Raw genomic sequence first — 25,262 nt, forward strand, 5'->3', positions numbered from 1 at the left:
AAATACGGAACGGGCCCGTCCCCCCGCCGAGGCGGCAGGACGGGCCCGAGGCACCCCGCGCGAACGTCAGACGCGGGTCAGACGCGGGTCGGCGTCCGGGTCCGGGTCGCCGGCCCGGTCCTCGACGGCACCCGAGGGAGCGGCCAGCTGCTTCTGCAGCCCCTCGCCCTCGACGTCCACGTTCGGCAGCGCCTTGTCCAGCCAGGACGGCAGCCACCAGGCCGCCTTGCCGAGCAGCGCGAGGACCGCCGGGACGATGGCCATGCGGACGATGAACGCGTCGAAGAAGACGGCGATGGCGAGGCCGAAGCCGATCATCTTGATCATCGACTCGGAGGAGCCGATGAACCCGGCGAAGACGCTGATCATGATGACGGCGGCGGCCGTGACCACCCGCGCGCCGTGCCGGAAGCCGGTCACCACGGCGTCGCCCGGGCTCTCGCCGTGGACGAACGCCTCGCGCATCCGGGTCACGAGGAAGACCTCGTAGTCCATGGCCAGGCCGAAGACCACGCCGACCATGAAGATCGGCATCATGCTCATGATCGGGCCGGTCTCCTCGACGCCGAACACCCCGCTGAGCCAGCCCCACTGGAAGACGGCCACGACCGCGCCGAGCGCCGCCACCACGGAGAGCAGGAAGCCCAGGGCCGCCTTGAGCGGCACGAGCACCGACCGGAAGACCACGATCAGCAGCAGGAAGGCGAGGCCGACGACCAGTGCCAGGTAGGGCAGCAACGCGTCGTTCAGCTTCTGCGAGACGTCGATGTTCATCGCCGTCGTGCCGGTGACCAGCACGGTCGCGCCGGTCTTCGCCTTCAGGTCCGCGCCCTCGGCCCGGATCGCGTGGACGAGGTCCTCGGTCCGCTCACCGCTCGGCTTCGACGTGGGGACGACGTTGAAGACGGCCGTGTCGCCGTCCTTGTTCGGCATCGGCGGGGTGACCGCGGCGACGTCCTTCATGCCGCTCACGGTCTTGACCACGGTCTGCGCGGCGTTCCGGTCCTTGGCGCCCTTGGCGTCCACGACGACCATCAGCGGCCCGTTGTAGCCGGGGCCGAAGCCCTCGGCGATCATGTCGTACGCCTTGCGCTGGGTGGTCTTCACCGGCTGCGAGCTGTCGTCCGGCAGGCCGAGCTGGAGGGACGCGGCGGGTGCGGCGAGCGCGCCGAGGCCGGCGATGCCCGCCACCAGCACCCACACCGGGCGGCGCAGCACGAAGCGGGCCCAGCGGGTGCCCATGTTGGGCTTCTCGGCGGCCGGGGCCGCGTCGCCGTCCGCGGGCTTGGCCTTGCGGACCTTGCGGGCCAGCACCTGGCGTCCGGCGAAGCCCAGCAGCGCGGGGATGAGGGTGAGCGCGACGAGGACGGCGACGACGACCGTGCCGGCCGCGGCCATGCCCATCTTGGTGAGCATCGGGATGTTGACGACCGCGAGGCCGACCAGGGCGATGACGACGGTGAGACCGGCGAAGACCACCGCGGAGCCGGCGGTTCCGACCGCACGGCCCGCGGCCTCCTCCCGTTCCCTGCCCTCGGCGAGCTCGGCCCGGTACCGGGAGACGATGAACAGCGCGTAGTCGATGCCGACCGCGAGGCCGATCATCATGGCGAGCGTCGAGGTGTTGCCCGAGAGGTTCAGCGTGGACGCGAGCGCGGCGATGGACGAGACGCCGATGCCCACCCCGATGAGCGCGGTGAGCAGCGGGAGTCCGGCCGCGATCAGCGAACCGAAGGTGATCACCAGGACGACCGCGGAGACGATGATGCCGATGATCTCGGTGGACCCGGTCTCCGGCATCTTCTGCAGGGCGCTGCCGCCCATCTCGACGGTGAGCCCGCTCTCCCGCCCGTGCTTCTGCGCCGCGTCGAGGGTGTCGCGGGAGGCGTCGGTGAGCTTGTTGGAGGCTTCCTTGTAGGTCACCAGGACGTACGCGGTGCTGCCGTCCTTGCTGACGGTGTGCGCCTGGAACGGGCTGGGCGCCGACGCGACCTGGGGGCCGGCCAGCTCGCCGACGACCTTCTCGACGGCGGCCTTGTTCTTCGGCTCGGTGATCTTCTGGCCGTCGGGGGCCTGGAAGACGACGCGCGCGGACGCGGCGTCGGCCTTCTTGCCGGGGTACCGCTGACCCAGCAGGTCGAAGGCGGTCTGCGCCTCCGTGCCGGGTATGGAGAAGCTGTCGTCGGTGGACTTGGAGGCGGTGGCGGCGCCGGCGCCGGCGAGGCCGAGCAGCAGCACCCATATGAGGGCTACGTACCAGCGGCGCCGGAAGGCGAGCCGGCCGAGTTTGTAGAGGAAGGTGGCCACGAGGAGGTCTACTCCCGTCGGGTCGGAGAAACGAGCAACTGGCAGTGGGGAACCAGCCCGACGACGAGAGCGGCGCGCCAGGTGGATCAGTGGGGAGATATCGGGATATACCGGCTCGTCGCGATGGGGGTCCGGGACGAGCCGGGGCTCAGCGGCGGCCGAGGGCGGGGAGCACCACGGCGTCGATGAAGCGGGCGAGGTAGGCGGCGTCCGCCGGCCGGTCCTCGACCAGCGGGCGGGTGGTGAAGGCGCCGAGCAGGACGTGCGCGACGAACTCCATGGCAGGGGTGTCCGGCGCGAGCTCGCCGCGTGCCACGGCCCGGTCCAGCAGCCGCCGCAGGGCCGCCTTCTCGGGCTCGACCAGCAGCTCCCGCAGGGCGCGGTGGAGGTCGGGATTGCAGTGGACGGCGTGTCCGAGCCCCCGCATGAGGGCCGCGTCCCGCTCCATCTGCGCGGGGTCCGCGCAGGCCGTCAGCGCCACCAGGTCGCCGCGCAGGCTCCCGGTGTCGATGTCGTCGACCTTGAGCGGCTTGGTGTGCCGCAGCGCGCTCGCGACCAGTTCCGGCTTGCCCTTCCACTGGCGGTAGAGGGTGGCCTTGCTGGACCGGGTGCGGGCCGCCACGGCGTCCATGGTCAGCGCCTCGTACCCGACCTCGCGGAGGATCTCGAGGACGGCCTCGTAGAGCTCCGCCTCGCGTTCCGGCGTGAGCCGGGTGCGGCGGACCGGCTGCGCCGCGGGTTCCTCGGGCATGCCGCACCTCCTCGAACGGGTCTCGGGCGAGCCTCGACGAGGCTCGACTGAACGAAACGGTTTCGTACAGTACGAGGGTACGACCGCCCCTAACGAAACGACGCCGTTTCGACCGTGGTGTGCGTCACGCGTGGTGCGCGTCACGGCCCGGGTTGCCGGTGCGCCGAACGGTGGAAACCATGAAGTGGTGAGCGATGCCTACCTGAGGTACCCCCATCTCCACGGTGATCTGCTCTGTTTCGTCGCGGAGGACGACCTGTGGCTGTCCCCGCTGCCGGAGACGGACGGCGGCAAGGACCGCGCGTGGCGGCTGACCGTCGACCGCACCCGGCTGGGCCACCCGCGGTTCTCCCCCGACGGCACCCGGATCGCCTTCACCAGCTGGCGCAGCCTCGACCCCGAGGTGCACCTCGTCCCCGCCGACGGCGGCCCGGCCCGCAGACTGACGTTCTGGGGCAGCACGGATGCCCGGGTCTGCGGCTGGACGCCGCCGGGCCGGGACGGCGGCAGCGACATCCTCGCCGTCTCCTCGCACGGCCAGCCCTTCTCGTACTTCTCCTGGGCCTACCGGCTGCCCACCGACGGCAGTCCCGGCCTCCGCCTGCCGTGGGGCCCGGTGTCCGACATCGCGATGCGCGGCGGCGGGCACGGCCCCGGCGACGCGCCCGGCGAGACCCTGCTGCTCACCGGAAAGCCGCCGCACGAGCCCGCCTCCTGGAAGCGGTACCGGGGCGGGGCGACGGGACGGCTGTGGCTGATGGAGAAGCGGCTGGTGCCGGAGCTGGGCGGGCACCTGGACGCGGTGATGTTCGTCGGCGACCGGATCGCGTTCCTCTCCGACCACGAGGGCGTCGCCAACCTCTACTCCTGCCGCCCCGACGGCACGGACCTCCGCCGCCACACCGACCACGCCGACTTCTACGCCCGGCACGCCTCCACCGACGGCAGCCGGGTTGTCTACCAGTGCGCGGGCGACCTGTGGCTGGTGGACGACCTCGGCCCGGGCGCCGTACCGCGCCGGCTGGACCTCCGGCTCGGCGGTCCGCGCGCCGGGCGGCGCACGTACCAGGTCCAAGCCGCCTCGCACGTCGACGCGCTGGCCGTCGACACCACGGGCCGGGCCAGCGCCGTCCAGGTGCGCGGCAGCCTCTACTGGCTGACCCACCGCGACGGCCCCGCGCGGGCCATCGCCGACACGCCGGGCGTCCGCGTCCGGCTGCCCGAGATGCTCGGCTCGACGGGCCGGGTCGCGTACATCACCGACGCGGAGGGCGAGGACGCCGTCGAGATCGCCCGGCTGCCGAGCGCGGCGGGGACGGGGGAGCACCGGCGGCTGGCGGCGGGGCGGATCGGGCGGGTGCACGAGACGCTGTCGTCGCCGGACGGCTCACGGCTGGCGATCGCCGCGCACGACGGGCGGCTGCTGCTGGTGGACACCTCCCCGGAGGGCGACGGCGAGGTGAGCGAGCTCGTCCGCTCCGACAACGGCCCGGTCCGCGACCTGGCGTTCTCCCCCGACTCCGGCTGGCTGGCCTGGTCGCATCCGGGCGTCGGCCGCTCCCTGCGGCAGATCAGGATCGCGCGCCTCTCCGACCGGATGGTCGTGGACGTCACCAACGGCCGCTTCGAGGACGAGCAGCCGGTCTTCACCCGCGACGGCCGCTACCTCGCCTTCCTCTCCTGGCGCGGCTTCGACCCGGTGTACGACGTCCACACCGGCGACCTGTCGTTCCCGCTGGGCTGCCGCCCCTACCTCGTCCCGCTCTCCTCCGCGACGCCCTCGCCGTTCGCGCTGACGGCGGAGGGCCGGCCGGCCGGGGGCGGGCTGGACGTCGACGGCACAGCGGGCGGCGAGGGCGGCGGTCCGTTGACCGTGGAGACGGAGGGGCTGGAGAGCCGCGTGACGCCGTTCCCGGTGGCCGCCTCCAAGTACTCGCACCTCCGCCCGGTGCACGGCGGCGGACTGGTGTGGCTGCGCTGGCCCATCTCCGGCGCGCTCGGCGAGACCTTCGCCAACCCGGCCGACACCTCCGGCCGCCCGACGCTCGAACACTTCGACCTGTTCAAGGCCAAGCGCACCGAACTCACCGCGTCCCTCGACTGGTTCGAGGTCAGCGGCGACGGCACCCGGCTCGTCGTCAACGACGAGGGCGAGCTGCGGGCCGCGCCCGCGACGGAGGGCGGCGACGCCGACTCCGTCGTCCATATCGACATGCGCCGCATCCTGCACGAGGTGGACCCGGCCGCCGAGTGGCGGCAGGCGTACGCGGAGGCGGGCCGGATCGTCCGCGCCTACTTCTGGGAGCCCGGCATGGGCGGCGTCGACTGGGACGCGATCCTGGAGCAGTACCGTCCGCTGGTCGAACGCGTCGCCTCCCCCGACGACTTCGCCGACCTCCTGCGCGAGGTGCTGGGTGAACTCGGCACCTCCCACGCGTACGTCATCGGTTCCCGCCGCAACGAGGGCCCGCCCCACTACCAGCGCGCCATCGGGCTGCTCGGCGCCAACCTCGTCCGGCTCAAGGACGGCCGCTGGGCGGTGCGCCGCATCCTGCCCGGCGACTCGTCGGACTCCAAGGCCCGTTCCCCGCTGGCCGGTTCGGGCATCCGGGAGGGCGCCGTCCTCACCCATGTGGACGGCCGGCCGGTCGACCCGGTCACCGGCCCGTACCCGCTGCTGGCCGCCGCCGGCGGCACCACCGTCGAGCTCGCCTTCGCCCCGGCGGAGGGCGACGGCCCCGCCCGCCGGGTGGCGATCGTCCCGCTGATCGACGAACGCCCGCTCCGCTACCAGGACTGGGTGGCGAAACGCCGCGCGGTCGTCCGCGAACTGAGCGGCGGAAAATGCGGCTACCTGCACATCCCCGACATGGGCGGCTCCGGCTGGGCCCAGTTCAACCGCGACCTGCGGATGGAGATGTCCCGCCCCGCCCTCATCGTGGACGTCCGCGGCAACGCGGGCGGCAACATCAGCGAACTGGTCGTGGAGAAGCTCACCCGCACGATCATCGGCTGGGACCTCACCCGGGGCGCGCAGCCGGTGAGCTACGCCTCCAACGCGCCGCGCGGACCGGTCGTCGCCATCGCCGACGAGATGACGTCCTCCGACGGCGACATGATCACCGCCGCGTTCAAGCTCCAGGGCATCGGGCCCGTCGTGGGCCTGCGCACCTGGGGCGGCGTCATCGGCATGACGGGCCGGCACCGGCTCGGCGACGGGACGGCGATCACCGTGCCGATGAACGCGGCGTGGTTCGACGCGTACGGCTGGGGCGTCGAGAACCACGGCGTGGAGCCGGACATCGAGGTGGACCGGACGCCGGTGGACTGGGCCGAGGGCCGCCACAAGCAACTCGACGACGCGGTCCGCCTGGCCCTGGACCTTTTGGAACGCCACGGCGCGACCACCCCGCCGGACTACAGCGACGTCCCGAACCGCGCCCGCCCGCAACTCCCGCCACGCGGTTAGCCCGTCCGGCGCTTGAGGACGCCAGACCCCCAGCCCGTCCGGCGTTTGAGGACTGGGGGCACCCCCTCTGGGGGAGCGCGAAGCGTGCGGGGGCAAAGCCCCCGAAAGAAACGGGAAGGGGCGGTGCTGGGGAAGCAAACCCAAAGGGCGCGCCCTGGAACCAGGGCGCGCCCTCACACAACGGGCAGGACCGGCTCGCCGTCAGCGATCGTCGATCTCATCCCGGACGTCGTCGAACGACGCCTGCCGCCCCTGCTCCCCCTTCTCCCGCAGCCGGTCCTGCCCCTGCTTCCCCCGCTGCTGCGCCTGCTCCTTGGCGTCCTGCATCTTCTGCTTCGCCTTCTGGGCCTTGTCCTGCATCTCGTCCTTCATACCCATGCGTGTTCACTCCTCCGGGAGATCGTCTGATCGGGCCGCGACCAGCCTCACACGCCGGAACAAACCGCGCATTTCGATCAGTGACGCTCCGTATTCGCCTGCGCCGGACCGCCGGCCCGGGCATCAGCGGCCCCGCCGGCCCCCAGCAGCCCCGACACCTTCACCGAGGCGAGCCGGGGCCCGAACCGCCGCATCTCGCGCCGCGCCCCGAGCACGATCAGCGCGGGCAGCGCCGCCCGCACGGGCTGGGCGCCGCGCAGCCACCGCTGGGCGTACACGTGCGCCGAGCGCCGTTCGATGCCCGCCACGAGCCGCTCGACGGCGGGGTCGAGCGGGTACGTCCGGTTCGCGGGCCACGGCAGCCGCTGCCGCATCTCCCGCATCACGGCGTTCTCGTCGGCACCGCGCACCATGTCGGTCTCCGTCCAGCTCAAGTACCCCACACCGACGCGTACGCCCCGGTGTCCGACCTCGGCGCGCAGCCCGTGCGCGTACGCCTCCACGCCCGCCTTGGACGCGCAGTACGCGGTCATCATCGGCGCGGGCGCGACCGCGGCGAACGAGGCGATCTGCAGCAGATATCCGCGGCTTTCGAGGAGGGCCGGCAGGAAGGCGCGGCCGGTGACGGCGGAGCCGATCAGGTTGACCTCGACGACCCGCCGCCAGACGGCGAAGTCGCAGCCGTCGAAGGGGCCGCCACCGGCGACACCGGCATTGGCGACGACGACGTCGATCCGCCCGAAGCGCTCGCCGACCTCGTGGGCGACCCGCTCCATGGCCTCCTGATCGGTGACGTCGGCGGTCCAGCACCCCACGTCGGTCCGCAACCCCCCGGCCACCCGCCGCAGTTCGTCCGGTTCCAGACCGACGAGGGCCAGCCGGGCGCCGCGCGCCGACAGCTTGCGGGCCAGCGACTCCCCCACCCCGCGGGCCGCTCCGGTCACGACGACGACCTGCCCGCCGAGGCCGTTCCGGCGGTACGCCGCACTCATCGTGCCACCACCCCTTCGCCCCGCCCTGCCGCGGCGCCCGTACGACGCCGCCGGGGCTCCCGCAGCACCTGGTACTCCTGAAGATCCACCCGCCGGGTGACCCGGCGGAACTCGGCCGTCGTCCCCGGCCAGGCGGTGGTGTTCCGGCCCTCGGAGTCGAGGTACCAGCTGTCGCAGCCACCGGTGTTCCACACGGTCCGCTCCATGCGCCGCTGGAGGCCGCGGTTCCAGGCGTTGACGGCGGACGGCCGGGCGACGAGCGCGGTCCGGCCGCCGAGGACGTCGAGTTGACGCAGGTAGTCGGCCAGGTAGTTGAGCTGCGACTCGATCATCAGGATCATCGAGCTGTTTCCGAGGCCGGTGTTGGGCCCGATGATGAAGAGGAGGTTGGGGAAGCCGGCGGCGGTGGTGCCGCGCAGCGCGGCCATGCCGTCCTTCCACGTCTCGGCGAGCGTCGTGCCGTCGGCGCCGGTGATCCGCCGGGCGATCGGCATGTCGGTCACCCGGAACCCGGTGCCGAAGACGAGCACGTCGGCTTCGACGCGCGTCCCGTCGGCGGCGACCAGCCCGGACCCGCGCACCTCGGCCAGCCCGGATGCCACGACATCGACGTTCGCCCTGGTCAGCGCCGGGTAGTAGTCGTTGGAGAGCAGGATGCGCTTGCAGCCGATGCGGTAGTCGGGGGTGAGCCGCGCCCGCAGCCCGGGGTCCTTCACGGCACGGCGCAGATGGGCCTTGGCCAGCGCCTCCACGAAGCCGAGCCGCTCGGGCCGTTTGGTGAACGCCCCCACCTGCGCCTCGCGTATGCCCCACAGCACCCCGCGCCGCACGGCCCGCGTCGCCGGCACCTTCCCGTGCAGCCACCGCTCGACTCCGGTGATCCGCCGGTCGGCCCGCGGCAGCACCCAGGCCGGGGTGCGCTGGAAGAGGGTGAGCCGGGAGACGTCCGGCTGGATCGCGGGGACGATCTGGATCGCCGACGCCCCGGTGCCGACGACGGCGACGCGCTTGCCGCGCAGGTCGGCGTCGTGGTCCCAGCGGGCGGAGTGGAAGACGGGCCCGGGGAACGCGTTCAGCCCGGGGATGTCCGGCAGCCGCGGGTCGGAGAGCGGCCCGGTGGCGGAGACGACGACGTCGGCGGTGTACGCGCCGGAGGCGGTGTCCAGCTCCCAGCACATCCGCCCGGCGTCCCACCGCGCCGATCTCACCTCGGAGTTCAGCCGCAGATGCGGCCGGAGCCCGAACGTGTCGGTGACATGCTCCAGGTAGGCCCGTATGTGCGGCTGCCCGGAAAAGTTGCGCGGCCACCCGGGGTGGGGCGCGAAGGAGAAGGAATAGAGGTGCGACGGGACATCGCAGGCGCACCCCGGATAAGTGTTGTCCCGCCACGTCCCGCCGACCGCCCCGGCCCGTTCGAGGACGACGAAATCCGTCACCCCCTCCCGCCGGAGCCGTACGGCCGCTCCCAGCCCCCCGAACCCGGACCCGATCACCGCCACGCGCACGTGCTCGGCCATACCTCTGCCTCCCGGATCGCCACGCATCGCGCCAGTGATTGCTGGCACGGTGTGAGCGTAGGGGGGCGCCGTACTGAGCGGTAGGGGTGTGGCACAAGGAAGTTACCGCCGGTTGCACCCCCGACCCGCCGCGCGTCCATCGCGCCGCGCCGCGCGGCACTCACCCACCCACCCCAGCCCCCATCCCGTCCGACGTCCGCGAGCAGCACGCGAAGCACTCCCCCCGGCCCCCGCCCCAGCCCGTCCGGCGCTTGAGAACAGCGCGCGCAGCGTGCTTCGGGGCGCGGGGGCGTGCGCCGCAAGAAACGGTGAAAGGGCGGGACGGGGGCAACCACCCTCCACCCACGCCCTTACGCTGCCCGCGTGACCACCGACACCCCCGCCGACCCGGCCACCCCGACCAGCGACAAGACCACCCCCACCACCCCCGGAAAACGCGAATACCGCACGGCAGAACTGGCGGAAGCCGTCGGCATCCCCCTCAGAACCCTCCGCTTCTACCGCGAACGCAAACTCCTCCCACCCCCGCGCCGCGAAGGCCGCATCGCCTGGTACGACGACACCCACCTCGCCCGCCTCCGCACCATCACCGCCCTCCTGGAGCGCGGCCACACCCTGAACGGCATCGCGGACCTGCTGGCCACCTTCGAAAGCGGCCGGAACGTAGCCGAACTCCTGGGCCTCGACGGAGCGTTGTCCACCCCCTGGTCCGGAGAGGCCCCAGCCCGCCTGAGCGCGGAAGAACTGGCGGACACCTTCGCGGGGCAGGTCACGGCCGAGAACCTCGCCGCGGCCCTCGACATCGGCTACCTCGCCGTGGACGGCGAGGAGTTCGTCCACGTCAGCCGCCGCCTCCTGGACGCGTCCACCGAACTCGTCCGCGCCGGCGTCCCCTTGTCCGCCGTCCTGGAAGCGGGCCGCCGCGTCCGCGCCCACGCCGACGCCCTCGCCGAGATCTTCACCACCCTCATCCGCGACCATCTCCTCCAGGCCACCCCCCACACCGAGACCGACCAGGTGGCCCGCATCCTGGCACACCTCCGCCCGGTCTCCCAGGCCGTGGTCGACGCGGAGGTCTCCATGGCCATGGACCGCCACATAAGAGCGGAGGCGTGGGCACAGGCGCCCGTGCCCGAAACCAACCCGGACGAGACCGGAAATCACCGCAGCACGACGTCCACCTGAAATCCTCCCAGCGCCTCCAAAACCGCCCGAAGAAAAGGAGACGCCCGGACGGAGGTGCGGTATACCGCCTCCGGCAGCCATGGTGCCGCACCCGCTCAAACCGGAAAGGGCCTGGTCACTGCCAGAAGACCTCTTCCACGACGAGCTGCGGGTCATCGGTCCGCCGCACGAACGTGTACCTCAGCCAGCCATGTCCGCTGTCGAAGTAGAGAACGCGAGGGCCTTTCGGATCGCTGGACCGAGCGGGCTCTACGAACATGCCCTCGGGGAGCGTGTCTCCCGCGTCGATCCCGCGGAAGTACGGGTCATCCGCCGTGAACAGTCAGCGCGGGCTGCGTCGATCGCCTTCCGCACACCCTCGGGCAGGGTGTCACGTGCGGCCTGGGCCTTGAGCGTCCAGTCCATCTGCCACGGCGGCCCCATGAATCCTTCGGTCACCGGCCGGGCTCCGTGCGGGCCGCCATGTATCGGATGTTGGACGCTTCTTCCAGGAGCGCTCTTGCTTCGGCCGAATCGGTGCACTCGTAGGCGGCGCGGTGTTCCAAGTCCCTGACGTGGACGTCGGGCCGCGGATCGCGGGCGATCGCGTACTCGCCCCACCAACGGGCCATGAAGGCGGGCACGGTGCCGATGTCGTACGTGTCGGCCACATACCGCTTCCAGTGCGCGTCAAAGTCAGGCAGAAGCTGCGGAGCGTGCTGGACGATGGCCTCACGGAGGGCCCTCGGGGTCCTCTCCGGCATGGGCGGGATGCCCGGGTCGTCCGCTGCGGCTGTGGTCATCGCGTCCCTACCTCCGTCGGCTCTTGCTTCCTGGTGTGGAACCGCCTGCGCAGCCTATAGCCGCGAAACCCGCGCCGAGGGCGCACCGGCGAATCGAGTCGTCCGGCGCGCGGCGCAGGTCGCAAGCCCGCGCTGCCCCGCCGCGCCTAGGCCCCGTACACCACCGTCACCGGCGCGTGATCGCTCCACCGCTCCCCGTGCGAAGCCGCCCGCTCCACGTACGCCTTCAGGGCCCGCCCCGCGAGGCCCGGGGTCGCGACGTGGTAGTCGATGCGCCAGCCGGAGTCGTTGTCGAAGGCGCGGCCGCGGTAGGACCACCAGGAGTAGGGGCCGGCGACGTCGGGGTGCTGGGCGCGGACGACGTCGGCGTACTCCTCGAAGACCTTGGTGAGCCAGGCACGCTCCTCGGGGAGGAAGCCGGCGCTCTTCCTGTTGGCCTTCCAGTTCTTGAGGTCGGCCTCCTGGTGGGCGATGTTCCAGTCGCCGCAGACGAGGACCTCGCGGCCGTCCGCCGCGGCGCGGGCCTTCAGGGAGACGAGGTAGGGGAGGAACGCGTCCATGAAGCGCTCCTTCTCGTCCTGCCGCTCGGTGCCCACCTCGCCCGAGGGCAGGTAGAGGCTGGCGACGGTGACGCCCGGGAGGTCGATCTCCAGGTAGCGCCCGCTGCCGTCGAACTCGGCGGAGCCGAACCCGACCCGCACCGCGTCGGGCTCGCGCCGGGAGTAGACGGAGACGCCGGCCCGGCCCTTGGCCGCGGCGGGGGCGTGGAAGGCGTGCCAGCCCTCGGGCTCGCGCACCTCGTCGGGGAGCTGCTGCGGCTCGGCGCGGACTTCCTGGAGGCAGACGACGTCGGCGTCGGTCGCCGCCAGCCACTCCACGAAGCCCTTCTTGGCGGCGGCGCGCAGGCCGTTCACGTTCACGGACGACACAGTCAGGGTGAGCATTCCGGCACGATACCGACTTTGCGGGCGCCCCTGTCGCCTCCGGTCGGCTGATCGTACGATCACGGGATGCGGATTCTGCCTGTGTCCTTCGACCATCCGGACGCCGTGAAACTCAACGATGAAGTGCAGCTGGAGTACCAGGAGCGCTACGGCGACGAGGGCGACATGACCCCCCTGGAGCCCGCGCACTTCGCCCCGCCGCGTGGCCTATATCTCATCGCGTACGAGGACGACGGCACCCCCGTCGCCTCCGGCGGCTGGCGCGCGCAGGACCGCGACGACGAGGGGTACGCGGACGGCGACGCCGAGCTCAAGCGGATGTACGTGGTGCCGGCCGCGCGGGGGCGCGGGCTGGCGCGGCGGATCCTGGCGCTGCTGGAGGAGGACGCGCGGGCGGCGGGCCGGGTGCGGATGGTCCTGGAGACCGGGACGAAGCAGCCGGAGGCGATCACCCTCTACGCGTCGAGCGGTTACGCGCCGGCGGAGCAGAAGTTCGGCATCTACCGCGAGTACGAGTCGAGCCGCTGCTTCGCCAAGCCACTGCGGCGCGGGACCGTTCCCTCGGCCGTCGGGGCGGCCACCGGCGGCGCCGTCCCACAGGGGTCCCCTTCCCGCTCCCGGCGGTAACGGGGGCCTCGGCACCCCGGCGTTCCGGCCGCCCTAGGGTGGACGGCGTACGGCATCCGGCCCGCAGCCGCCAGGAGGTACGCATGAGCAACGCGGTCAGCCACCGCTACGTCGAGGTGAACGGCGTCAGACTGCACATCGCGGAACAGGGCGAGGGGCCACTGGTCCTGCTGCTGCACGGCTTCCCCGAGTGCTGGTACTCCTGGCGGCACCAGTTCGGGCCGCTGGCCGCGGCCGGCTACCGGGTGGTGGCCCCCGACCAGCGCGGCTACGCCCGAAGCGACCAGCCGGAGCGGATCGACGCCTACACCATGCTGCATCTGACCGGCGACGTGGTCGGTCTGATCCACGCCCTGGGCGAGCGGCAGGCGGTGGTGGTCGGGCACGACTGGGGCGCACCGGTCGCCTGGAGCACGGCCCTGCTGCGCCCGGACGTCGTACGCGGCGTGGCCGGGCTGAGCGTCCCGCCGACCCCGCGCGGCACGCTCCGGCCGCTGAGCGAGATGCGCGCGAAGCTGGGCGACGACTTCTACCAGGTGCACTTCCAGGAACCGGGCGTCGCCGACGCCGAGTACGCCGCCGACATCGCCGGCACCTTCCGCGGGCTTCTGACCGCCGCCTCCGGCGACAGCCCCACCCCCATGGGCGTGGTGGCCGGGGGCGGGTCCTCCACGGCCGCCCTGCCGCGGCCCGAGCGGTTGCCCGGCTGGCTGACCGAGGCGGACATCGAGGTCTTCGCCGGCGAGTACGCCCGGCACGGCGAGCGGGCCTTCACCGGCGGCCTCAACTGGTACCGCAACATCGACCGCAGCTGGGAGCTGCTGGCCGCCTTCGACAGCCGGGTCATCGAGGTTCCGGCGCTCTATGTGGCGGGCGACCGCGACCTGGTGATGGCCTTCCCCGGCATGGACGAACTGCTGCCCGCGCTGCCCGAGGTCCTGCCCGGTCTGCACCGCAGCCTGATCCTCCCCGGCTGCGGCCACTGGACCCAGCAGGAGCGGCCGGATGAGGTCAACTCGGCGCTGCTGGACTTCCTGGGGAGCCTGCCCGAGGACTCGTGACGGCCGGGGGCGCCCGACGGGCCCCGGCCGTTCATCCGTCCGTCCATCCGTCCAGCCGGACGGACGGCGGACGAACGGAAGGCGGACGGACGGCCAGGCGTGGCGCGGCAGCTCCGCATGACGCGGCCGCCGTCGCCCCTTACGGGCACCCCTGAGCCGCCGGGCAGCGGTCGTCGCCGTCGGCCGTCGGGGCAGCCACCGGCCCGGCCTGAAGTCCGGATCGGAATCCGACGTCCGGAGTCGGCGAGCGGCCGGGGCCCGGGAGGCAACCTGAGCCCGTGCCATGAGGGCCGGCCCCGCCCCCGCTACCCCGGCCCCGGCTCTGCCGGCCCCCGCACCGCCCCCCGCAGGTCCAGCACCGCCTCCGCCCCGCCCTCCGGCCGGTTGGCGAAGGTCAGCGGAGCGCCCAGCACCCGCGCCTGGCCCGCGGCGATGGTCAGTCCGAGGCCGAGCCCGGCCCCGGACTCCGTACGGAAGCGCTGGGGGCCGTGGGCCAGGAGGGGCTCGGGGAAGCCGGGGCCGCCGTCGCGGACGCGGATGACGCCGCCGTCCACCTCGGCGACGACGGGTTCGGCGCCGTGCCGGTAGGCGTTGGTGACGAGGTTGGTCAGTATGCGTTCGACGCGCCGCGCGTCCGTCTCCACCAGGCAGTCGCGCACCACCCGTACCTCCGCCGCCGTACCGCCCGGCCCGGCCGCGGCGCCGGCCGCGCGGCGGGCGAGGTCGCCGAGGGCACGGACGTCGGTCTCGACCCGTTCGGTGTCCGCGTCGAGCCGGGCCACCTCCAGGACGTCCTCCATCAGGGTGTGCACCCGCCGGGCCCGTTCCTGGACCATCTCGGCGGGCCGGCCGGGCGGCAGCAGGGCCGCCGCGGCGACCAGTCCGGCGACGGGAGTGCGCAGCTCGTGCGCGATGTTGGCGGTCACCTCGCGCTCGGCCTGGAGCCGGGCGGCGAGCGCGTCGGCCATGGTGTTGACGGCGATGGTCAGCCGGGCGATCTCGTCCTTGCCGCCGCGCGGCCGGAGCCGGGCCGTGAGGTCGCCGTCGGCGATGCGCTCGGCGATGCGGGCGGAGGCGTTCAGCCGGCGTCCGGCGAACGTCGCCAGGCCGACGCCGACGATGCCGGAGAAGGCGGTGCCCAGACCGCCGGCCGCCCACAGGACGTCGTCGAGGTCCTCCAGGTTGCGGGTCTCCCGGCGGTAGGGCCGCTTGAGGACGATCATGTCGTCGCCGAGCCGGGTGGCCGCCCACAGCACCGGCTCCTGGCCGCTCCGGTCCAGGTAGGTGGCGCGTTTGCCGTCCTCCGCCGCCGCGCGCAGCGGGGCCGGCATGCCGTCCGGGTTGACGAGGGTGTGCTGCCGGTCGATGCCCGCCGCATGGTCCTCGACGGCGTTGGCCAGCCGCGCCTCGATGGACTCGCGGGCCGTCGCGAGCTGGTTGACGCCCGTGCGGTGGTGCACGACGAACCCGATGAGGACGGAGACCAGCGCGGCGGTGACGGTGATCGCCGCGCCGATCTTCGTTCGCAGTCCCATGGGTCAAGGCTCCTCGACGGCTACGCTCGCGGCTGACGCTCCGGTACGAAGAGCCGCAGATCACGCAGCCCGTTGTGCTGCTCGGGCGGGAACCCGTCGACGAGGACGGAGACCCGGCTGTAGTAGGAGTGACGATCCTGCCCTACGCGTCCGGAGAACCGGACACGGGCCTCGCGTGGCCCGTCTCCGCAGGCCGCGGCGCACCACGGGCCGGTGACCGTGCCGGCCGCCTCGGCGACCGGCCCGCCCCAGGACCGCCAGCGCAGCCGGGTGAGCCGTACGACCCCGGCGATCTCGAACGTCGCCGGGCGGCTCAGCCCGGGCCGGCCGGGACCCTCGCTGACGTGCACGGGCAGCGCGACGGGCGCCGGCGTCCGCGCCGGACCGCTCACCTCCAGCCCGCCGGGCTCCGAGCAGCCGGTGAGCAGTCCGCCGGACAGGCCCGTGACGAGGAGGGTGAGGATGCCGGAGACGGCACCGAGTCGTCGCACGCTGTTCCTCGGGTACGGGAGGGGGCCCGGGGGCGGGAGGATCCTCGGGGACGACACGGACAGGGACGGCAGGGACGGCAGGGACGGCAGGGACGGCAGGGACGGCAGGGAGGTCAGGGAAGACAGGGAGGGCATGGACGGCACGGACACGGCAGCCGCAGCGATCGGGGCGGCCGCCGGAAAGCGCCGAACGGGGGACGGGCCGCCGACCCGAAAGAGGCCATTCGCAGTAAATATTACCGGTGTGACTGATTCGCCCTGGGCGCTCTTGACGTTCGGCAGCCGTGGGCTCATAGGATCTCGGCGCTCAAGTGGTCCAGGCCGGTAGCCGCAGCTGCCTCGGAGGTCACTCATGCACATCGCCCGTCGCTCGGTCCTCGGCGCCCTGGCCGGCTCCGCCGCGCTCGGCGCCCTCGGCGCCTCCTCGGGGGAGGCAGCGGCGGCCGCCCAGCCGCCCCCCGACACCCCGGGAGCCCCGGCCGCACCGAACAGACCGGATGGACCGGACAGACCAGGCGGGCCGGACAGACCGGACGAGGCTCCCGCCGCCGGCAGCGCAAACGCCGCCGCCACCGCGCTGGCCCGCCTCCTCCCCCGCCACCACCGCCAGGTCACGTTCCGCACCGTGCCCCGCCGCTCCGGCGCAGACGTCTACCGGGTCACCGGCCGGGCCGGGCACATCCTCGTCGAGGGCAGCACCCCGGCCGTCCAGCTCACCGGCTTCCACCGCTACCTGCGGGACGTCGCCCACGCGCACTTCTCCTGGAGCGGCGAGCGGACCGCCCTGCCCGCCACGCTCCCCGCCGTCCGCGGCGCCATCGCCGCCGAGGCGAACGTCCGCCACCGCTTCGCGCTCAACGACACGAACGACGGCTACACCGGGCCCTACCGCGACTGGGCCTACTGGGAACGCGAGATCGACGTCCTCGCCCTGCACGGCTTCAACGAGGTCCTGGTCTACGCGGGCGCCGACGCGGTCTACCGTCGAACGTTCATCGAACACGGTTACACCGACGCGGAAGTCCGGAATTGGGTTCCCGGCCCCGCCCACCAGCCCTGGTGGCTCATGCAGAACATGAGCGCCTTCGGCGGCCCCGTCTCCCGCGCCCTCCTCGACGGCCGGACCGCCCTGGCGCAGCGGATCACGCACCGGCTGCGCGAGCTCGGCATCACCCCCGTCCTGCCCGGCTACGCCGGCACCGTCCCGCCCGACTTCACCCGCCGCAACAAGGGCGCCCGTACCGTCCCGCAGGGCGACTGGGCCGGTTTCCCCCGGCCCGACTGGCTCGATCCGCGCACCGCCCACTTCGCGCGCGTCGCCCGCACGTACTACCGGGTGCAGCAGGAGCTCTACGGCGCCTCCTCGATGTACAAGATCGACCTGCTGCACGAGGGCGGCACCCCCGGGCCCGTCCCCGTCGGCGCCGCCGCCCAGGCCGTCGAGAAGGCGCTGCGCACCGCGCACCCCGGCGCCACCTGGGCGATCCTCGGCTGGCAGACCAACCCCCGGCGGGAGATCCTCGACGCCGTCGACCGCGCCAAGATGCTCGTCCTCGACGGCATCCCGGACCACTACCCGCGCGTCACCGACCGCGAGAAGGACTGGGGTGGCACCCCGTACGCCTTCGGCACCATCTGGAACTTCGGCGGGCACACCGCCCTCGGCGCCAACACCCAGGACTGGGTCTCCCTCTTCCACCGCTGGCGCACCAAGAAGGGCAGCGCGCTGCGCGGCATCGCCCTGATGCCGGAGGCGGCCGACAACAACCCCGCCGGGCTCGCCCTCTTCTCCGACCTGGCCTGGACCGAGGGGCGGATCGACCTCGAGGACTGGTTCGCGCGCTGGTCCGTCCAGCGGTACGGTGCCGCCGACCCGAACGCCCGCCGTGCCTGGGACGTCCTGCGCCGCACCGCCTACGGCACCACCCGCGCCGACGGCTGGAGCGAGGCGGCCGACGGCCTCTTCGGCGCCCGCCCCGACCTGGCCGTCAACCGCGCCGCCGCCTGGTCGCCCCGGCAGCTGCGCTACGACGCCGCAGCCTTCGACGAGGCGCTGCCCGCGCTGCTGGCCGTCGCGCCCGCGCTGCGCGGCAGTTCGGCGTACCGGTACGACCTGATGGACGTCGCCCGGCAGTGCGTCAGCAACCGGAGCCGGCTGCTGCTCCCCCGGATCAAGGCCGCCTACGACGCGGGCGACCGGACCCGTTTCCGGACGCTGACCCGGCAGTGGCTGGACTGGACGGACCTGCTGGAGGAGACCGTCGCCACCAGCGAGCGCCACCTGCTCGGCCGCTGGACCGCCGAAGCCCGCGCCTGGGGCGGCACGGCCGCCGAACGCGACCGGCTGGAGCACGACGCCGTCTCCCTGCTCACCGTCTGGGGCCCGCGCGCCTCGGCGGACGGCGGCAAGCTGCACGACTACGCCAACCGCGAGTGGGCGGGGCTGGTCGGCGGCCTGTACCGGCTGCGCTGGAAGACGTACTTCACGGAACTGGAGGCGGCACTCGCGGCCCGGCGAAAGCCCAAGCCCATCGACTGGTACGCGTTGGAGGACCGCTGGACGCGCAAGCGGCCGGCGTACCCGGCGAAGCCGTCGGGAGACATCGTGGCGGTGGCCAGAAGGGTGGCGGCGCGGCTGACATAGCCCGTCCGGCGTTTGAGGACGAGCGGCGAAGCCGCGAAAAGGGGGTCCGGGGGCTTGCCCCCAGGAAACGGCGAAAGGGTGGGGCCGGGGCACAACCCCCGGCCCCACCCGGGTCAGCCCTTGGACCCGGCGAGCTTCCACTCCCGGTGCAGCCCCGGCAACGGCAGCTTCCGCTCGAACACCGGCGTGCCGAAGATCCGCAGCTGGAGCTGGAGCGCACCGTTGAGGTCGACGCCGCCGAAGGCGCCCCACTTCCCCTTCAGCGACTTCTTCCCGTCGCTCGACGCCTTCGCGGTGACCTCGCCCTCGGCCCGCAGATACGGCGACAGGTCGCCCGTCACGCCGACCGTGCCGTACAGGCCGACGGACGCCTCCGCGCCCAGCGCGGACCGCACCCGGCCGCCGGCCGCCACCGTGGCGCGCACCGGGGAACCCTTCATCGACGACTTGCTGACGGGAGCCCAGCCCTTGGCCCTGCTGTACGAGCCGCCGACCCGGAAGTCGCCCTTGACGTCCTGCTTCACATCGACGGAGATCTTCCCGTCGGCGTCCACCTGGAGGTAGCAGGTGAGGTCGGCGTTGACCACGACCGGGACGGGCCCGACCTGGACGACGGGGGCGGCGTGCAGCTTGGCGAACGGCAGGCGCAGCGGCTTGCCCTCCGTCGACGCGGCGGCCTGCCCCTTCAGCGCCCACCGCGCCGACCAGTCGCCGGCCAGGGCGAGGGACGCCGTACCGGGCGCGCGGCCGTCGGTGCCGCGGCCGTCGTACGCGAAGTCGACCTCGGGGGCGAGCTGCACGAAGCCGTCGACCGACGCCTTGGCCGAGGCGGGGGCGCCCTTCGCGGTGGCGACGGCGGCGGACACGTCCACGCGCAGGTTGCCCAGGGGCAGCTTCGCGCCCTGCGGCCCGAAGTGGAGGTTCCCGCGCTTGGCCCAGGACACCTTGACGCCCGGGACGAGCGGCTTGACCTGGACGGCGGACGGGTCGACGGCCACGGTGCCGTTGGCCTTGGCGTCGCCGAGGAGTGCCGGGAGGGTGGCGGGGGCGGTGCGCACCTCCAGGCCCTTGTCCGTCGTCCCGACGACCTTCGTGACCTTGGCCAGGACGCCGTTGGGGGCGCCGGGGGTGGGCGCGCTGGCGAAGACGTCACCGACGGCGACGGTCTTCGCGGGGGCCGCCGGGCCGGTGCCGGGCTTGCCGCTCGGCTTCGCGCTCGGGTGGTCGCCGGGCTTGCCGGTGGGCTTGGTGCCCGGCTTGGCGGTGGTGACACCGGAGATGACGGCGCGTCCGGTGGCGCGGTCGTAGGAGGCCACCTTGAGCGTCGACGTCCGCGCCTGCTGCTGCCGGGGGGCCGCCGAGGGGCGGTCCGTCGGCGTGCCGGGGGCGACCGCGGCGGCGCGCGACCCGAGGGGGGCCGCGGCGACCGCGAGCTCCTGCTCGTGCGGCGCGGCCGGGGCGGCGGCAGGCGCCGCGGTCCGGTCGTCCGGCTGGTCGGCGGCCTCGGAGCCGGACGACGAACACCCCGCCACCGCCAGGGACATGGCGGTCAGGGCGGGGAACAGCACTCTCTTGTGGCGCTTGCGCAATGGGGATCCTCAGGGGCGTGCCGCGCGGCAGCGGGACAAACTGCGATTACTCACTGGTAAGGAACCGCATGATCGTGTCATGCACGCCACGACCCGGGGATCCGTCGGACGGTGTTCGCCGGATGATCTCCGTCACAGCGCCGAGGGTGGGCCAACCCCCTGGGCGAACGTTCCGTCACACGGCGCGGTACACCGACACCAGGCAGGAGACGGTGACCGGCAGTGGCAGCTCCAACGCGCCCACACGGTCCCGCAGTTCGTCCGGCGTCACATGCCGCGCACTGGGCCCCATCAGCACCAGGTTCATCACGTCCTCGGCCGAGAGGACGACGGTGTGCTCGTGCGTCTCCGCGCCGACGGCCTCGAAGCGGTCGCCGAGCGTCCGCCTCAGCCGGTCCTCCTTGTCCGCGTCCACCGCGAGCAGCCCGAGGCTCTCGCGCAGCCCGGCCAGGTGGCGGACGGTCGGCGTCACGACCACGAGCGCGCCGCCGGGGCGCAGCACCCGGTGGAACTCCTCGCCGTTGCGCGGCGCGAAGACGTTCAGCACGACGTCCACGGATCCGCCGCGCACCGGCAGCGGGCGCCAGACGTCCCACGTGGCCGCCCAGGCCCGCGGGTGCGCCCGGGCCGCCTGCCGCAGCGCGTACTTGGAGGCGTCGAGCCCAAGCCCGACGGCGTCCGGCAGCGCGTCCAGCACGGCGACGAGGTAGTACCCGGTGCCGGCGCCGGCGTCGAGCAGCGTGCCGCCGCCCGGGCAGTGCGGCGCCACGGCACCGGCCAGGGCCGCGGCCAGCGGGGCGTAGTGCCCGGCGCCCAGGAACGCCGTCCGGGCCCGCACCATGTCGGCCGTGTCGGCGCTGCCGGCCCGCATGTTGCCGGTCAGCAGGCCGACGTACCCCTGGCGCGCGACGTCGAACGAGTGCCGCCCCGCGCAGCGCACGGAACCGTCGGCCAAGGAGAGCCGCTCACCGCAGTGCGGACAGGCCAGGACGTCGAGAAGGCGGAGCCGCGCCTCGGGCGCGACGGGAAGGGCGGGCATGCGTGGTCCTCCGCAGCGATGGGCCGCGTGTCAGCAGTCGAACGGTCGGGATCGTCGGCGGCCCGGGCCGGCGCCCCGGGCGTGACCCCGCCTCAGCCGAAGACGTGCGGACAGCTGGAGAACGCCATGGTCACGAGGCTAACACTCGCCCACGGGCAGCGCCGCGCAGTCCACGGAGGCGATGAAGGCCAGCGGTCCGTGCTCCTCCCACTCGGGCCACTCCACACCGTCGGGAAGCCGGGGCAGCCCGCCGAGCACGGCGGCCGGCTCGTCGCCCCCGGCCGCCGGGACCAGCCGGGCACTGGGCCGCAGCAGCGCCAGCCGGCGCTCGGCGGCGTCGGACGGACGGTGGGCGCGGGCGATGGCCCGCACCGTGTCTGCGGTGGACTGCGTCATGCTCCGATGATGCCGGGCACCACTGACAACGCCCCTCCGGTCACTCGGCCCCCACCGCCTTACCTCGCGATCAGGCCTCCGCCACCATCTCGACCGTCGCACCCCGCTGCTCGGCCCACGCCTCCAGGACCGTGCGGCACGCGTGGTCGAGGTGGCGCAGCCGGGACAGGTCGAGCTCCACGGGCCGGTCCTCCGGGAGCGCCTCCAGCGTCTCCAGCATCCGGGGCAGCCGGAGGAACGTCGCGTTGCCGCCGGCCGTGACCGTGAACCGGCCGTCCGCCGACTCCCGTACGTCGAGGTGGATGTGCGACGTCTCCCAGGCGGCCTTGACGACCGCCAGCAGCAGCCCGACGACCACCCCCTCGAACATGTTGGTGCCGATGATGGCCACGGCGGTCACCGCCAGCACCACCGCCTCGCCCCGGTGCTGCCGCCAGAGCGACACGATCTGCCGGACCGGGACAAGCTTGCGGCCGGCGTGCACGAGGACGCCCGCCAGGGCGGCCGTCGGGATGACCCCGACCGCGGCCGGCAGCAGCGCGGCGAACAGCAGCAGCCACACCCCGTGCAGGACGCGGGCGGCCTTGGTGCGCGCGCCCGCCTGCACATTGGCCGAACTCCGCACGATCACGGCCGTCATGGGCAGCGAGCCCAGCATCCCGCAGACCGTATTGCCCACGCCCTGGGCCATCAGTTCCTTGTCGTACGCGGTCCGCGGGCCATCGTGCATCCGGTCCACCGCCGCGGCGCTGAACAGGCTTTCCGCGGAGGCGATCAGGGCGAAGGCGAGGACGGTGCCGAGCGCGGCGACACTGCCCAGCGAGCCGAAGGCGTCGGCGCCCGGCGGCCGGACGGCCTCGGCGATGCCCCGCACCTCGACGGTGGCCACGGGGAGCCCGGCCAGGGCGCAGACGGCCGTGGCGAGGGCCACCGCCACGAGGGGCGCGGGCACCGTCCGCGCCCTGGCCGGGAGCTTCTTCCACAAGACGAGCACGGCGATCGTGCCGACGCCCACGAGGAAGGGGACGAGGGCGTCGCCGTCCGTCGCCACGGTGGCTATCAGGTCCGGTATCCCGGTGATCTTGTCGACGCCGGACCGGGGCTGCCGGGCCTCGGCCATGGTGTAGAGCTGGCCGAAGAGGAGGACGAGCCCGATGCCGGTGAGCATGCCCTGGACGACCGCCACGGACACGGCCCGGAAGAGCCGGCCGAAGTGCAGTGCGCCCAGGACGATCTGGACCAGCCCGGCCGCCAGGACGAGGGCGCCCAGGGCCCCCGGCCCGAACTCGCGCACCGCCTCGAAGACGAGCACCGTGAGCCCGGCGGCCGGACCGCTGACCTGGAGGGAGCTGCCGGGCAGGCAGCCGACGACCAGTCCGCCCACGATGCCGGTGATCAGACCGAGTTCGGCGGGCACCCCGGAGGCCACGGCCACCCCGACGCACAGGGGCAGGGCCACCAGGAAGACGACGAGCGAGGCCAGGACGTCCTGCCTCAACGTGGCGGAATACTTGAGGGGTTTACGGTTCTTGAGGGTCGAGACCATGACTGCGGGTTCCTCGCGCTGTGAGGGGACGGGGCCGATGGTCGCCGCCCGAGCGGCGGGCGAACGCGCGGGTCACAGCACGGGGAACCGCCCGTCGGACCGGAGCTTCCTGACGGCACCCGTGTGCACCTCGTAGTACCAGGCGTGCAGCCCGACCCTTCCGTCGGTGATCCGCTCGGCGACGCACGGGTGGGTGCGCAGCCGCTCCAGCTGCGCGACCGCGTGCCGCTGCACCGGCCCGGCCAGGTCGGCACCCCCGGCCCCCGTCGGCCCGTCCCACGGCCGGGCGGCGGCCGTCCGCTCCAGCCGGCCCCGCACGGCCGGCACACCGGACAGGTCGTCCCCGCCGACCAGCGCCCGTACGGCGCCGCAGTGGGAGTGGCCGCAGACCACGATGTCGCGCACGCCCAGCACACGGACCGCGTACTCGATGGTCGCCGTCCCGCCGGTGGGCCGGTCGGCGCTGTACGGAGGGACGACGTTGCCGGCCGTGCGCAGCTCGTACAGCTCGCCGGGCCGGGCGCCCGTGATCAGCGACGGCACCACCCGGGAGTCCGAGCAGGTGATGAACAGCGCTTCCGGGCGCCGACCGGATTGCAGGGCACGGAACTCGTCCGCTCGCTCGGACACTTGGGTGGCGAAGGACCGGGCGTTGGCTATCAGGGACCGCATGGTGGCCTTTCTCCCACGCCCCCCTTTCCGGGCAGGGCGCGGTGTGGTCAAGGTCAGCACTGGGATGTCGGATACCGACGGCCCCGCCGGAGGGGGATCGCCGGCGCATGCAGCGTCATGAGTCCCCGACGCGGAGAACGAGGGAGCGGGCAAGGGCACGACGCGCCGCCCCTGAACGGCCGGGGAACCGGGGCCCGTGGAGCAGCCCTTGGCCTTCACGTTACCCGCGGCATCCAGTCAAGAAAACGCCAAATCCTGCCCTAGGAAAGGTAATTGGCGCTCGGCGCGGACCAGCACACCGGGGGCGCACAACCACGTCGCGAAAATTCTCCGCGCACCCCCGACAAGCCGTCGAAGCAAGCACCGCCGCACGGAAAACGCGACCAAGCCACTCCGAAACCGGAATGGCTTGGTCGATCCCACGGCCGGCGGCGGACGGCGCCCCCGCCGAGACCGTCACCGCTTGCGGACGTACTTCCTGACGAGCACCCCGTTGCCGAAGGCGCGCACCGACTCCAGCGAGAAGTCCGCCACCCGGAAGTCCGAGCCGAACATCGGCATGCCGGAACCGTAGATCTGCGGATAGGTCTTGATGACCAGCTCGTCCACCTCGTCCGCCAGCTCACCGGCGATCTGCGAACCGCCGCAGAGCCAGACGCCCTTCTCCCCGTCCTCCGCCTTGAGCTCGCGGACGGCGGCGACGACGTCCCCGGAGAACAGCCGCACGTTCGGGTGCGGCGATTCCGTCAGCGTCCGGCTGGCGACGTACTCGCGCAGATGCCCGTACGGGCTCGGGAGCCCGGCGTCCAGGCCGAGCTGATAGCTTCCGCGCCCCTGGACGACGGTGTCGAAGTGCCGGTTCTCCAGGCCCTCCAACCCGAGGACACGCCGCCCCTCGGCGGAGATGGTCTCGGGGTACTCGGTCTTGAGGTACTCCAGGAACTCCTCTTCGACGAAGGCGAACATGGAGGACGCGTCACCACTCGGGTCGCCGATGAACCCGTCGATCGAGCAGGCGACGAAGTAGGTGAGCTTGCGCAAGAGGGTCCTCGTTTCGATGGACGGCGTGGGGCTCCGGCGGCCGATCCGCCGGGGTGGACGCCCCGGGAGGCGAACCACTCCGCACATAGTGCTTCAAGCGTAGTGGTTGCGCAAGGGCTTTCCGGCACCCGATCCGGCTCACCGCGTCGCACCGCCCCCGGCGCCCGCGGCCCCCGAGCACCGCCTCGGCGCACGCATCCGGAACGTTCAAGTGATGCCATGAGGAGGTCAACCACCCGGAAAATCGGAACTCTTCCTTCGGCACGCTTTACGACCCCCACACGACGCGACGCACC

The 25,262-nt window shown here is 73.1% G+C and carries 20 protein-coding genes; 5 read left to right on the top strand and 15 right to left on the bottom strand.

The annotated features are described in order from the left end of the window. Nucleotides 1-66 precede the first annotated feature (66 nt). The gene (locus ACH4PU_RS17620; RefSeq protein ID WP_398272455.1) at nucleotides 67-2,307 is read right to left on the bottom strand and encodes an MMPL family transporter; all 2,241 of its coding nucleotides are present in this window, start codon (nucleotides 2,305-2,307) and stop codon (nucleotides 67-69) included. Between the two features lie 148 nt (nucleotides 2,308-2,455). Then, a complete protein-coding gene (locus ACH4PU_RS17625) occupies nucleotides 2,456-3,058 on the bottom strand; it encodes a TetR/AcrR family transcriptional regulator (protein WP_398272457.1) in 603 nt (200 codons plus the stop codon). Nucleotides 3,059-3,242: 184 nt separating this feature from the next. On the opposite strand from ACH4PU_RS17625, the gene ACH4PU_RS17630 reads away from it, so the two are divergent. Further along, nucleotides 3,243-6,527 carry a S41 family peptidase gene (locus ACH4PU_RS17630; protein ID WP_398272459.1) on the top strand — a complete coding sequence of 1,095 codons (3,285 nt, stop codon included), beginning with the start codon at nucleotides 3,243-3,245 and terminating at the stop codon, nucleotides 6,525-6,527. 201 nt (nucleotides 6,528-6,728) lie between these two features. Here ACH4PU_RS17630 and ACH4PU_RS17635 read toward each other — a convergent pair whose 3' ends face one another. The 3 genes from ACH4PU_RS17635 to ACH4PU_RS17645 all read right to left on the bottom strand — a co-directional run bounded on the left by ACH4PU_RS17635 (nucleotide 6,729) and on the right by ACH4PU_RS17645 (nucleotide 9,414). After that, complete coding sequence (locus ACH4PU_RS17635) at nucleotides 6,729-6,905, bottom strand: hypothetical protein (RefSeq protein WP_398272461.1); 177 nt, start codon at nucleotides 6,903-6,905, stop codon at nucleotides 6,729-6,731. Nucleotides 6,906-6,982: 77 nt separating this feature from the next. Beyond that, on the bottom strand, nucleotides 6,983-7,897 hold the full coding sequence (locus ACH4PU_RS17640) for an SDR family oxidoreductase (protein WP_398272464.1): 915 nt from the start codon (nucleotides 7,895-7,897) through the stop codon (nucleotides 6,983-6,985). Then, nucleotides 7,894-9,414, bottom strand: a complete 1,521-nt coding sequence (locus ACH4PU_RS17645) for a flavin-containing monooxygenase (RefSeq protein WP_398272466.1) — start codon at nucleotides 9,412-9,414, stop codon at nucleotides 7,894-7,896. The genes ACH4PU_RS17640 and ACH4PU_RS17645 overlap by 4 nt, the downstream gene beginning before the upstream one ends. 363 nt (nucleotides 9,415-9,777) lie before the next feature. On the opposite strand from ACH4PU_RS17645, the gene ACH4PU_RS17650 reads away from it, so the two are divergent. Further along, nucleotides 9,778-10,599 carry a MerR family transcriptional regulator gene (locus ACH4PU_RS17650; RefSeq protein ID WP_398272468.1) on the top strand — a complete coding sequence of 274 codons (822 nt, stop codon included), beginning with the start codon at nucleotides 9,778-9,780 and terminating at the stop codon, nucleotides 10,597-10,599. A 434-nt stretch (nucleotides 10,600-11,033) separates the two neighbouring features. Here the strand turns inward: ACH4PU_RS17650 and ACH4PU_RS17655 are convergent, their stop codons facing one another. Both ACH4PU_RS17655 and ACH4PU_RS17660 read right to left on the bottom strand, forming a co-directional pair. Continuing rightward, the gene (locus tag ACH4PU_RS17655) at nucleotides 11,034-11,381 is read right to left on the bottom strand and encodes a hypothetical protein (protein WP_398272469.1); all 348 of its coding nucleotides are present in this window, start codon (nucleotides 11,379-11,381) and stop codon (nucleotides 11,034-11,036) included. Nucleotides 11,382-11,527: 146 nt separating this feature from the next. Next, complete coding sequence (locus ACH4PU_RS17660; protein ID WP_398272471.1) at nucleotides 11,528-12,325, bottom strand: exodeoxyribonuclease III; 798 nt, start codon at nucleotides 12,323-12,325, stop codon at nucleotides 11,528-11,530. A gap of 66 nt (nucleotides 12,326-12,391) precedes the next feature. Between ACH4PU_RS17660 and ACH4PU_RS17665 the strand changes: the two genes are divergently transcribed. After that, complete coding sequence (locus tag ACH4PU_RS17665) at nucleotides 12,392-12,952, top strand: GNAT family N-acetyltransferase (protein WP_398272473.1); 561 nt, start codon at nucleotides 12,392-12,394, stop codon at nucleotides 12,950-12,952. 83 nt (nucleotides 12,953-13,035) lie between these two features. After that, the gene (locus ACH4PU_RS17670; protein WP_398272476.1) at nucleotides 13,036-14,013 is read left to right on the top strand and encodes an alpha/beta fold hydrolase; all 978 of its coding nucleotides are present in this window, start codon (nucleotides 13,036-13,038) and stop codon (nucleotides 14,011-14,013) included. Nucleotides 14,014-14,318: 305 nt separating this feature from the next. Here the strand turns inward: ACH4PU_RS17670 and ACH4PU_RS17675 are convergent, their stop codons facing one another. Further along, a complete protein-coding gene (locus ACH4PU_RS17675) occupies nucleotides 14,319-15,548 on the bottom strand; it encodes an ATP-binding protein (protein ID WP_398272478.1) in 1,230 nt (409 codons plus the stop codon). A gap of 20 nt (nucleotides 15,549-15,568) precedes the next feature. Beyond that, on the bottom strand, nucleotides 15,569-16,039 hold the full coding sequence (locus tag ACH4PU_RS17680) for a hypothetical protein (protein WP_398272480.1): 471 nt from the start codon (nucleotides 16,037-16,039) through the stop codon (nucleotides 15,569-15,571). Nucleotides 16,040-16,391: 352 nt separating this feature from the next. Here ACH4PU_RS17680 and ACH4PU_RS17685 point away from each other — a divergent pair, with 352 nt between their 5' ends. Further along, nucleotides 16,392-18,683, top strand: coding sequence for an alpha-N-acetylglucosaminidase (locus ACH4PU_RS17685; protein ID WP_398272482.1), 2,292 nt, complete (start codon nucleotides 16,392-16,394; stop codon nucleotides 18,681-18,683). Between the two features lie 113 nt (nucleotides 18,684-18,796). On the opposite strand, the gene ACH4PU_RS17690 is transcribed toward ACH4PU_RS17685, so the two are convergent. The 6 genes from ACH4PU_RS17690 to ACH4PU_RS17715 form a co-directional block, all read right to left on the bottom strand. Beyond that, nucleotides 18,797-20,272 (bottom strand): hypothetical protein, encoded by a 1,476-nt coding sequence (locus tag ACH4PU_RS17690; protein WP_398272484.1) that lies wholly within the window; start codon nucleotides 20,270-20,272, stop codon nucleotides 18,797-18,799. 175 nt (nucleotides 20,273-20,447) lie between these two features. Beyond that, nucleotides 20,448-21,311, bottom strand: coding sequence for a putative RNA methyltransferase (locus ACH4PU_RS17695; protein ID WP_398272487.1), 864 nt, complete (start codon nucleotides 21,309-21,311; stop codon nucleotides 20,448-20,450). A gap of 138 nt (nucleotides 21,312-21,449) precedes the next feature. Next, nucleotides 21,450-21,707 (bottom strand): DUF1963 domain-containing protein, encoded by a 258-nt coding sequence (locus tag ACH4PU_RS17700; protein WP_398272489.1) that lies wholly within the window; start codon nucleotides 21,705-21,707, stop codon nucleotides 21,450-21,452. Nucleotides 21,708-21,777: 70 nt separating this feature from the next. After that, complete coding sequence (locus ACH4PU_RS17705) at nucleotides 21,778-23,253, bottom strand: SulP family inorganic anion transporter (RefSeq protein WP_398272491.1); 1,476 nt, start codon at nucleotides 23,251-23,253, stop codon at nucleotides 21,778-21,780. Nucleotides 23,254-23,325: 72 nt separating this feature from the next. Further along, nucleotides 23,326-23,925: a carbonic anhydrase gene (locus ACH4PU_RS17710; RefSeq protein ID WP_398272493.1), complete on the bottom strand. Its 600-nt coding sequence runs from the start codon at nucleotides 23,923-23,925 to the stop codon at nucleotides 23,326-23,328. Between the two features lie 456 nt (nucleotides 23,926-24,381). Further along, a complete protein-coding gene (locus tag ACH4PU_RS17715) occupies nucleotides 24,382-24,966 on the bottom strand; it encodes a dihydrofolate reductase family protein (RefSeq protein ID WP_398272495.1) in 585 nt (194 codons plus the stop codon). Nucleotides 24,967-25,262 lie beyond the last annotated feature (296 nt).

The sequence above is a fragment of the Streptomyces sp. NPDC021100 genome (assembly GCF_044333095.1).
In the GTDB taxonomy this organism is placed as follows: Bacteria; Actinomycetota; Actinomycetes; order Streptomycetales; family Streptomycetaceae; genus Streptomyces.

What these genes read in the sequence shown, in the direction of transcription:
- ACH4PU_RS17625 (WP_398272457.1), bottom strand. Translation starts at nt 3,058, where the DNA reads ATGCCCGAGGAACCCGCGGCGCAGCCGGTCCGCCGCACCCGGCTCACG.
- ACH4PU_RS17635 (WP_398272461.1), bottom strand. Translation starts at nt 6,905, where the DNA reads ATGGGTATGAAGGACGAGATGCAGGACAAGGCCCAGAAGGCGAAGCAG.
- ACH4PU_RS17640 (WP_398272464.1), bottom strand. Translation starts at nt 7,897, where the DNA reads ATGAGTGCGGCGTACCGCCGGAACGGCCTCGGCGGGCAGGTCGTCGTC.
- ACH4PU_RS17645 (WP_398272466.1), bottom strand. Translation starts at nt 9,414, where the DNA reads ATGGCCGAGCACGTGCGCGTGGCGGTGATCGGGTCCGGGTTCGGGGGG.
- ACH4PU_RS17655 (WP_398272469.1), bottom strand. Translation starts at nt 11,381, where the DNA reads ATGACCACAGCCGCAGCGGACGACCCGGGCATCCCGCCCATGCCGGAG.
- ACH4PU_RS17660 (WP_398272471.1), bottom strand. Translation starts at nt 12,325, where the DNA reads ATGCTCACCCTGACTGTGTCGTCCGTGAACGTGAACGGCCTGCGCGCC.
- ACH4PU_RS17665 (WP_398272473.1), top strand. Translation starts at nt 12,392, where the DNA reads ATGCGGATTCTGCCTGTGTCCTTCGACCATCCGGACGCCGTGAAACTC.
- ACH4PU_RS17670 (WP_398272476.1), top strand. Translation starts at nt 13,036, where the DNA reads ATGAGCAACGCGGTCAGCCACCGCTACGTCGAGGTGAACGGCGTCAGA.
- ACH4PU_RS17675 (WP_398272478.1), bottom strand. Translation starts at nt 15,548, where the DNA reads ATGGGACTGCGAACGAAGATCGGCGCGGCGATCACCGTCACCGCCGCG.
- ACH4PU_RS17685 (WP_398272482.1), top strand. Translation starts at nt 16,392, where the DNA reads ATGCACATCGCCCGTCGCTCGGTCCTCGGCGCCCTGGCCGGCTCCGCC.
- ACH4PU_RS17695 (WP_398272487.1), bottom strand. Translation starts at nt 21,311, where the DNA reads ATGCCCGCCCTTCCCGTCGCGCCCGAGGCGCGGCTCCGCCTTCTCGAC.
- ACH4PU_RS17700 (WP_398272489.1), bottom strand. Translation starts at nt 21,707, where the DNA reads ATGACGCAGTCCACCGCAGACACGGTGCGGGCCATCGCCCGCGCCCAC.
- ACH4PU_RS17705 (WP_398272491.1), bottom strand. Translation starts at nt 23,253, where the DNA reads ATGGTCTCGACCCTCAAGAACCGTAAACCCCTCAAGTATTCCGCCACG.
- ACH4PU_RS17710 (WP_398272493.1), bottom strand. Translation starts at nt 23,925, where the DNA reads ATGCGGTCCCTGATAGCCAACGCCCGGTCCTTCGCCACCCAAGTGTCC.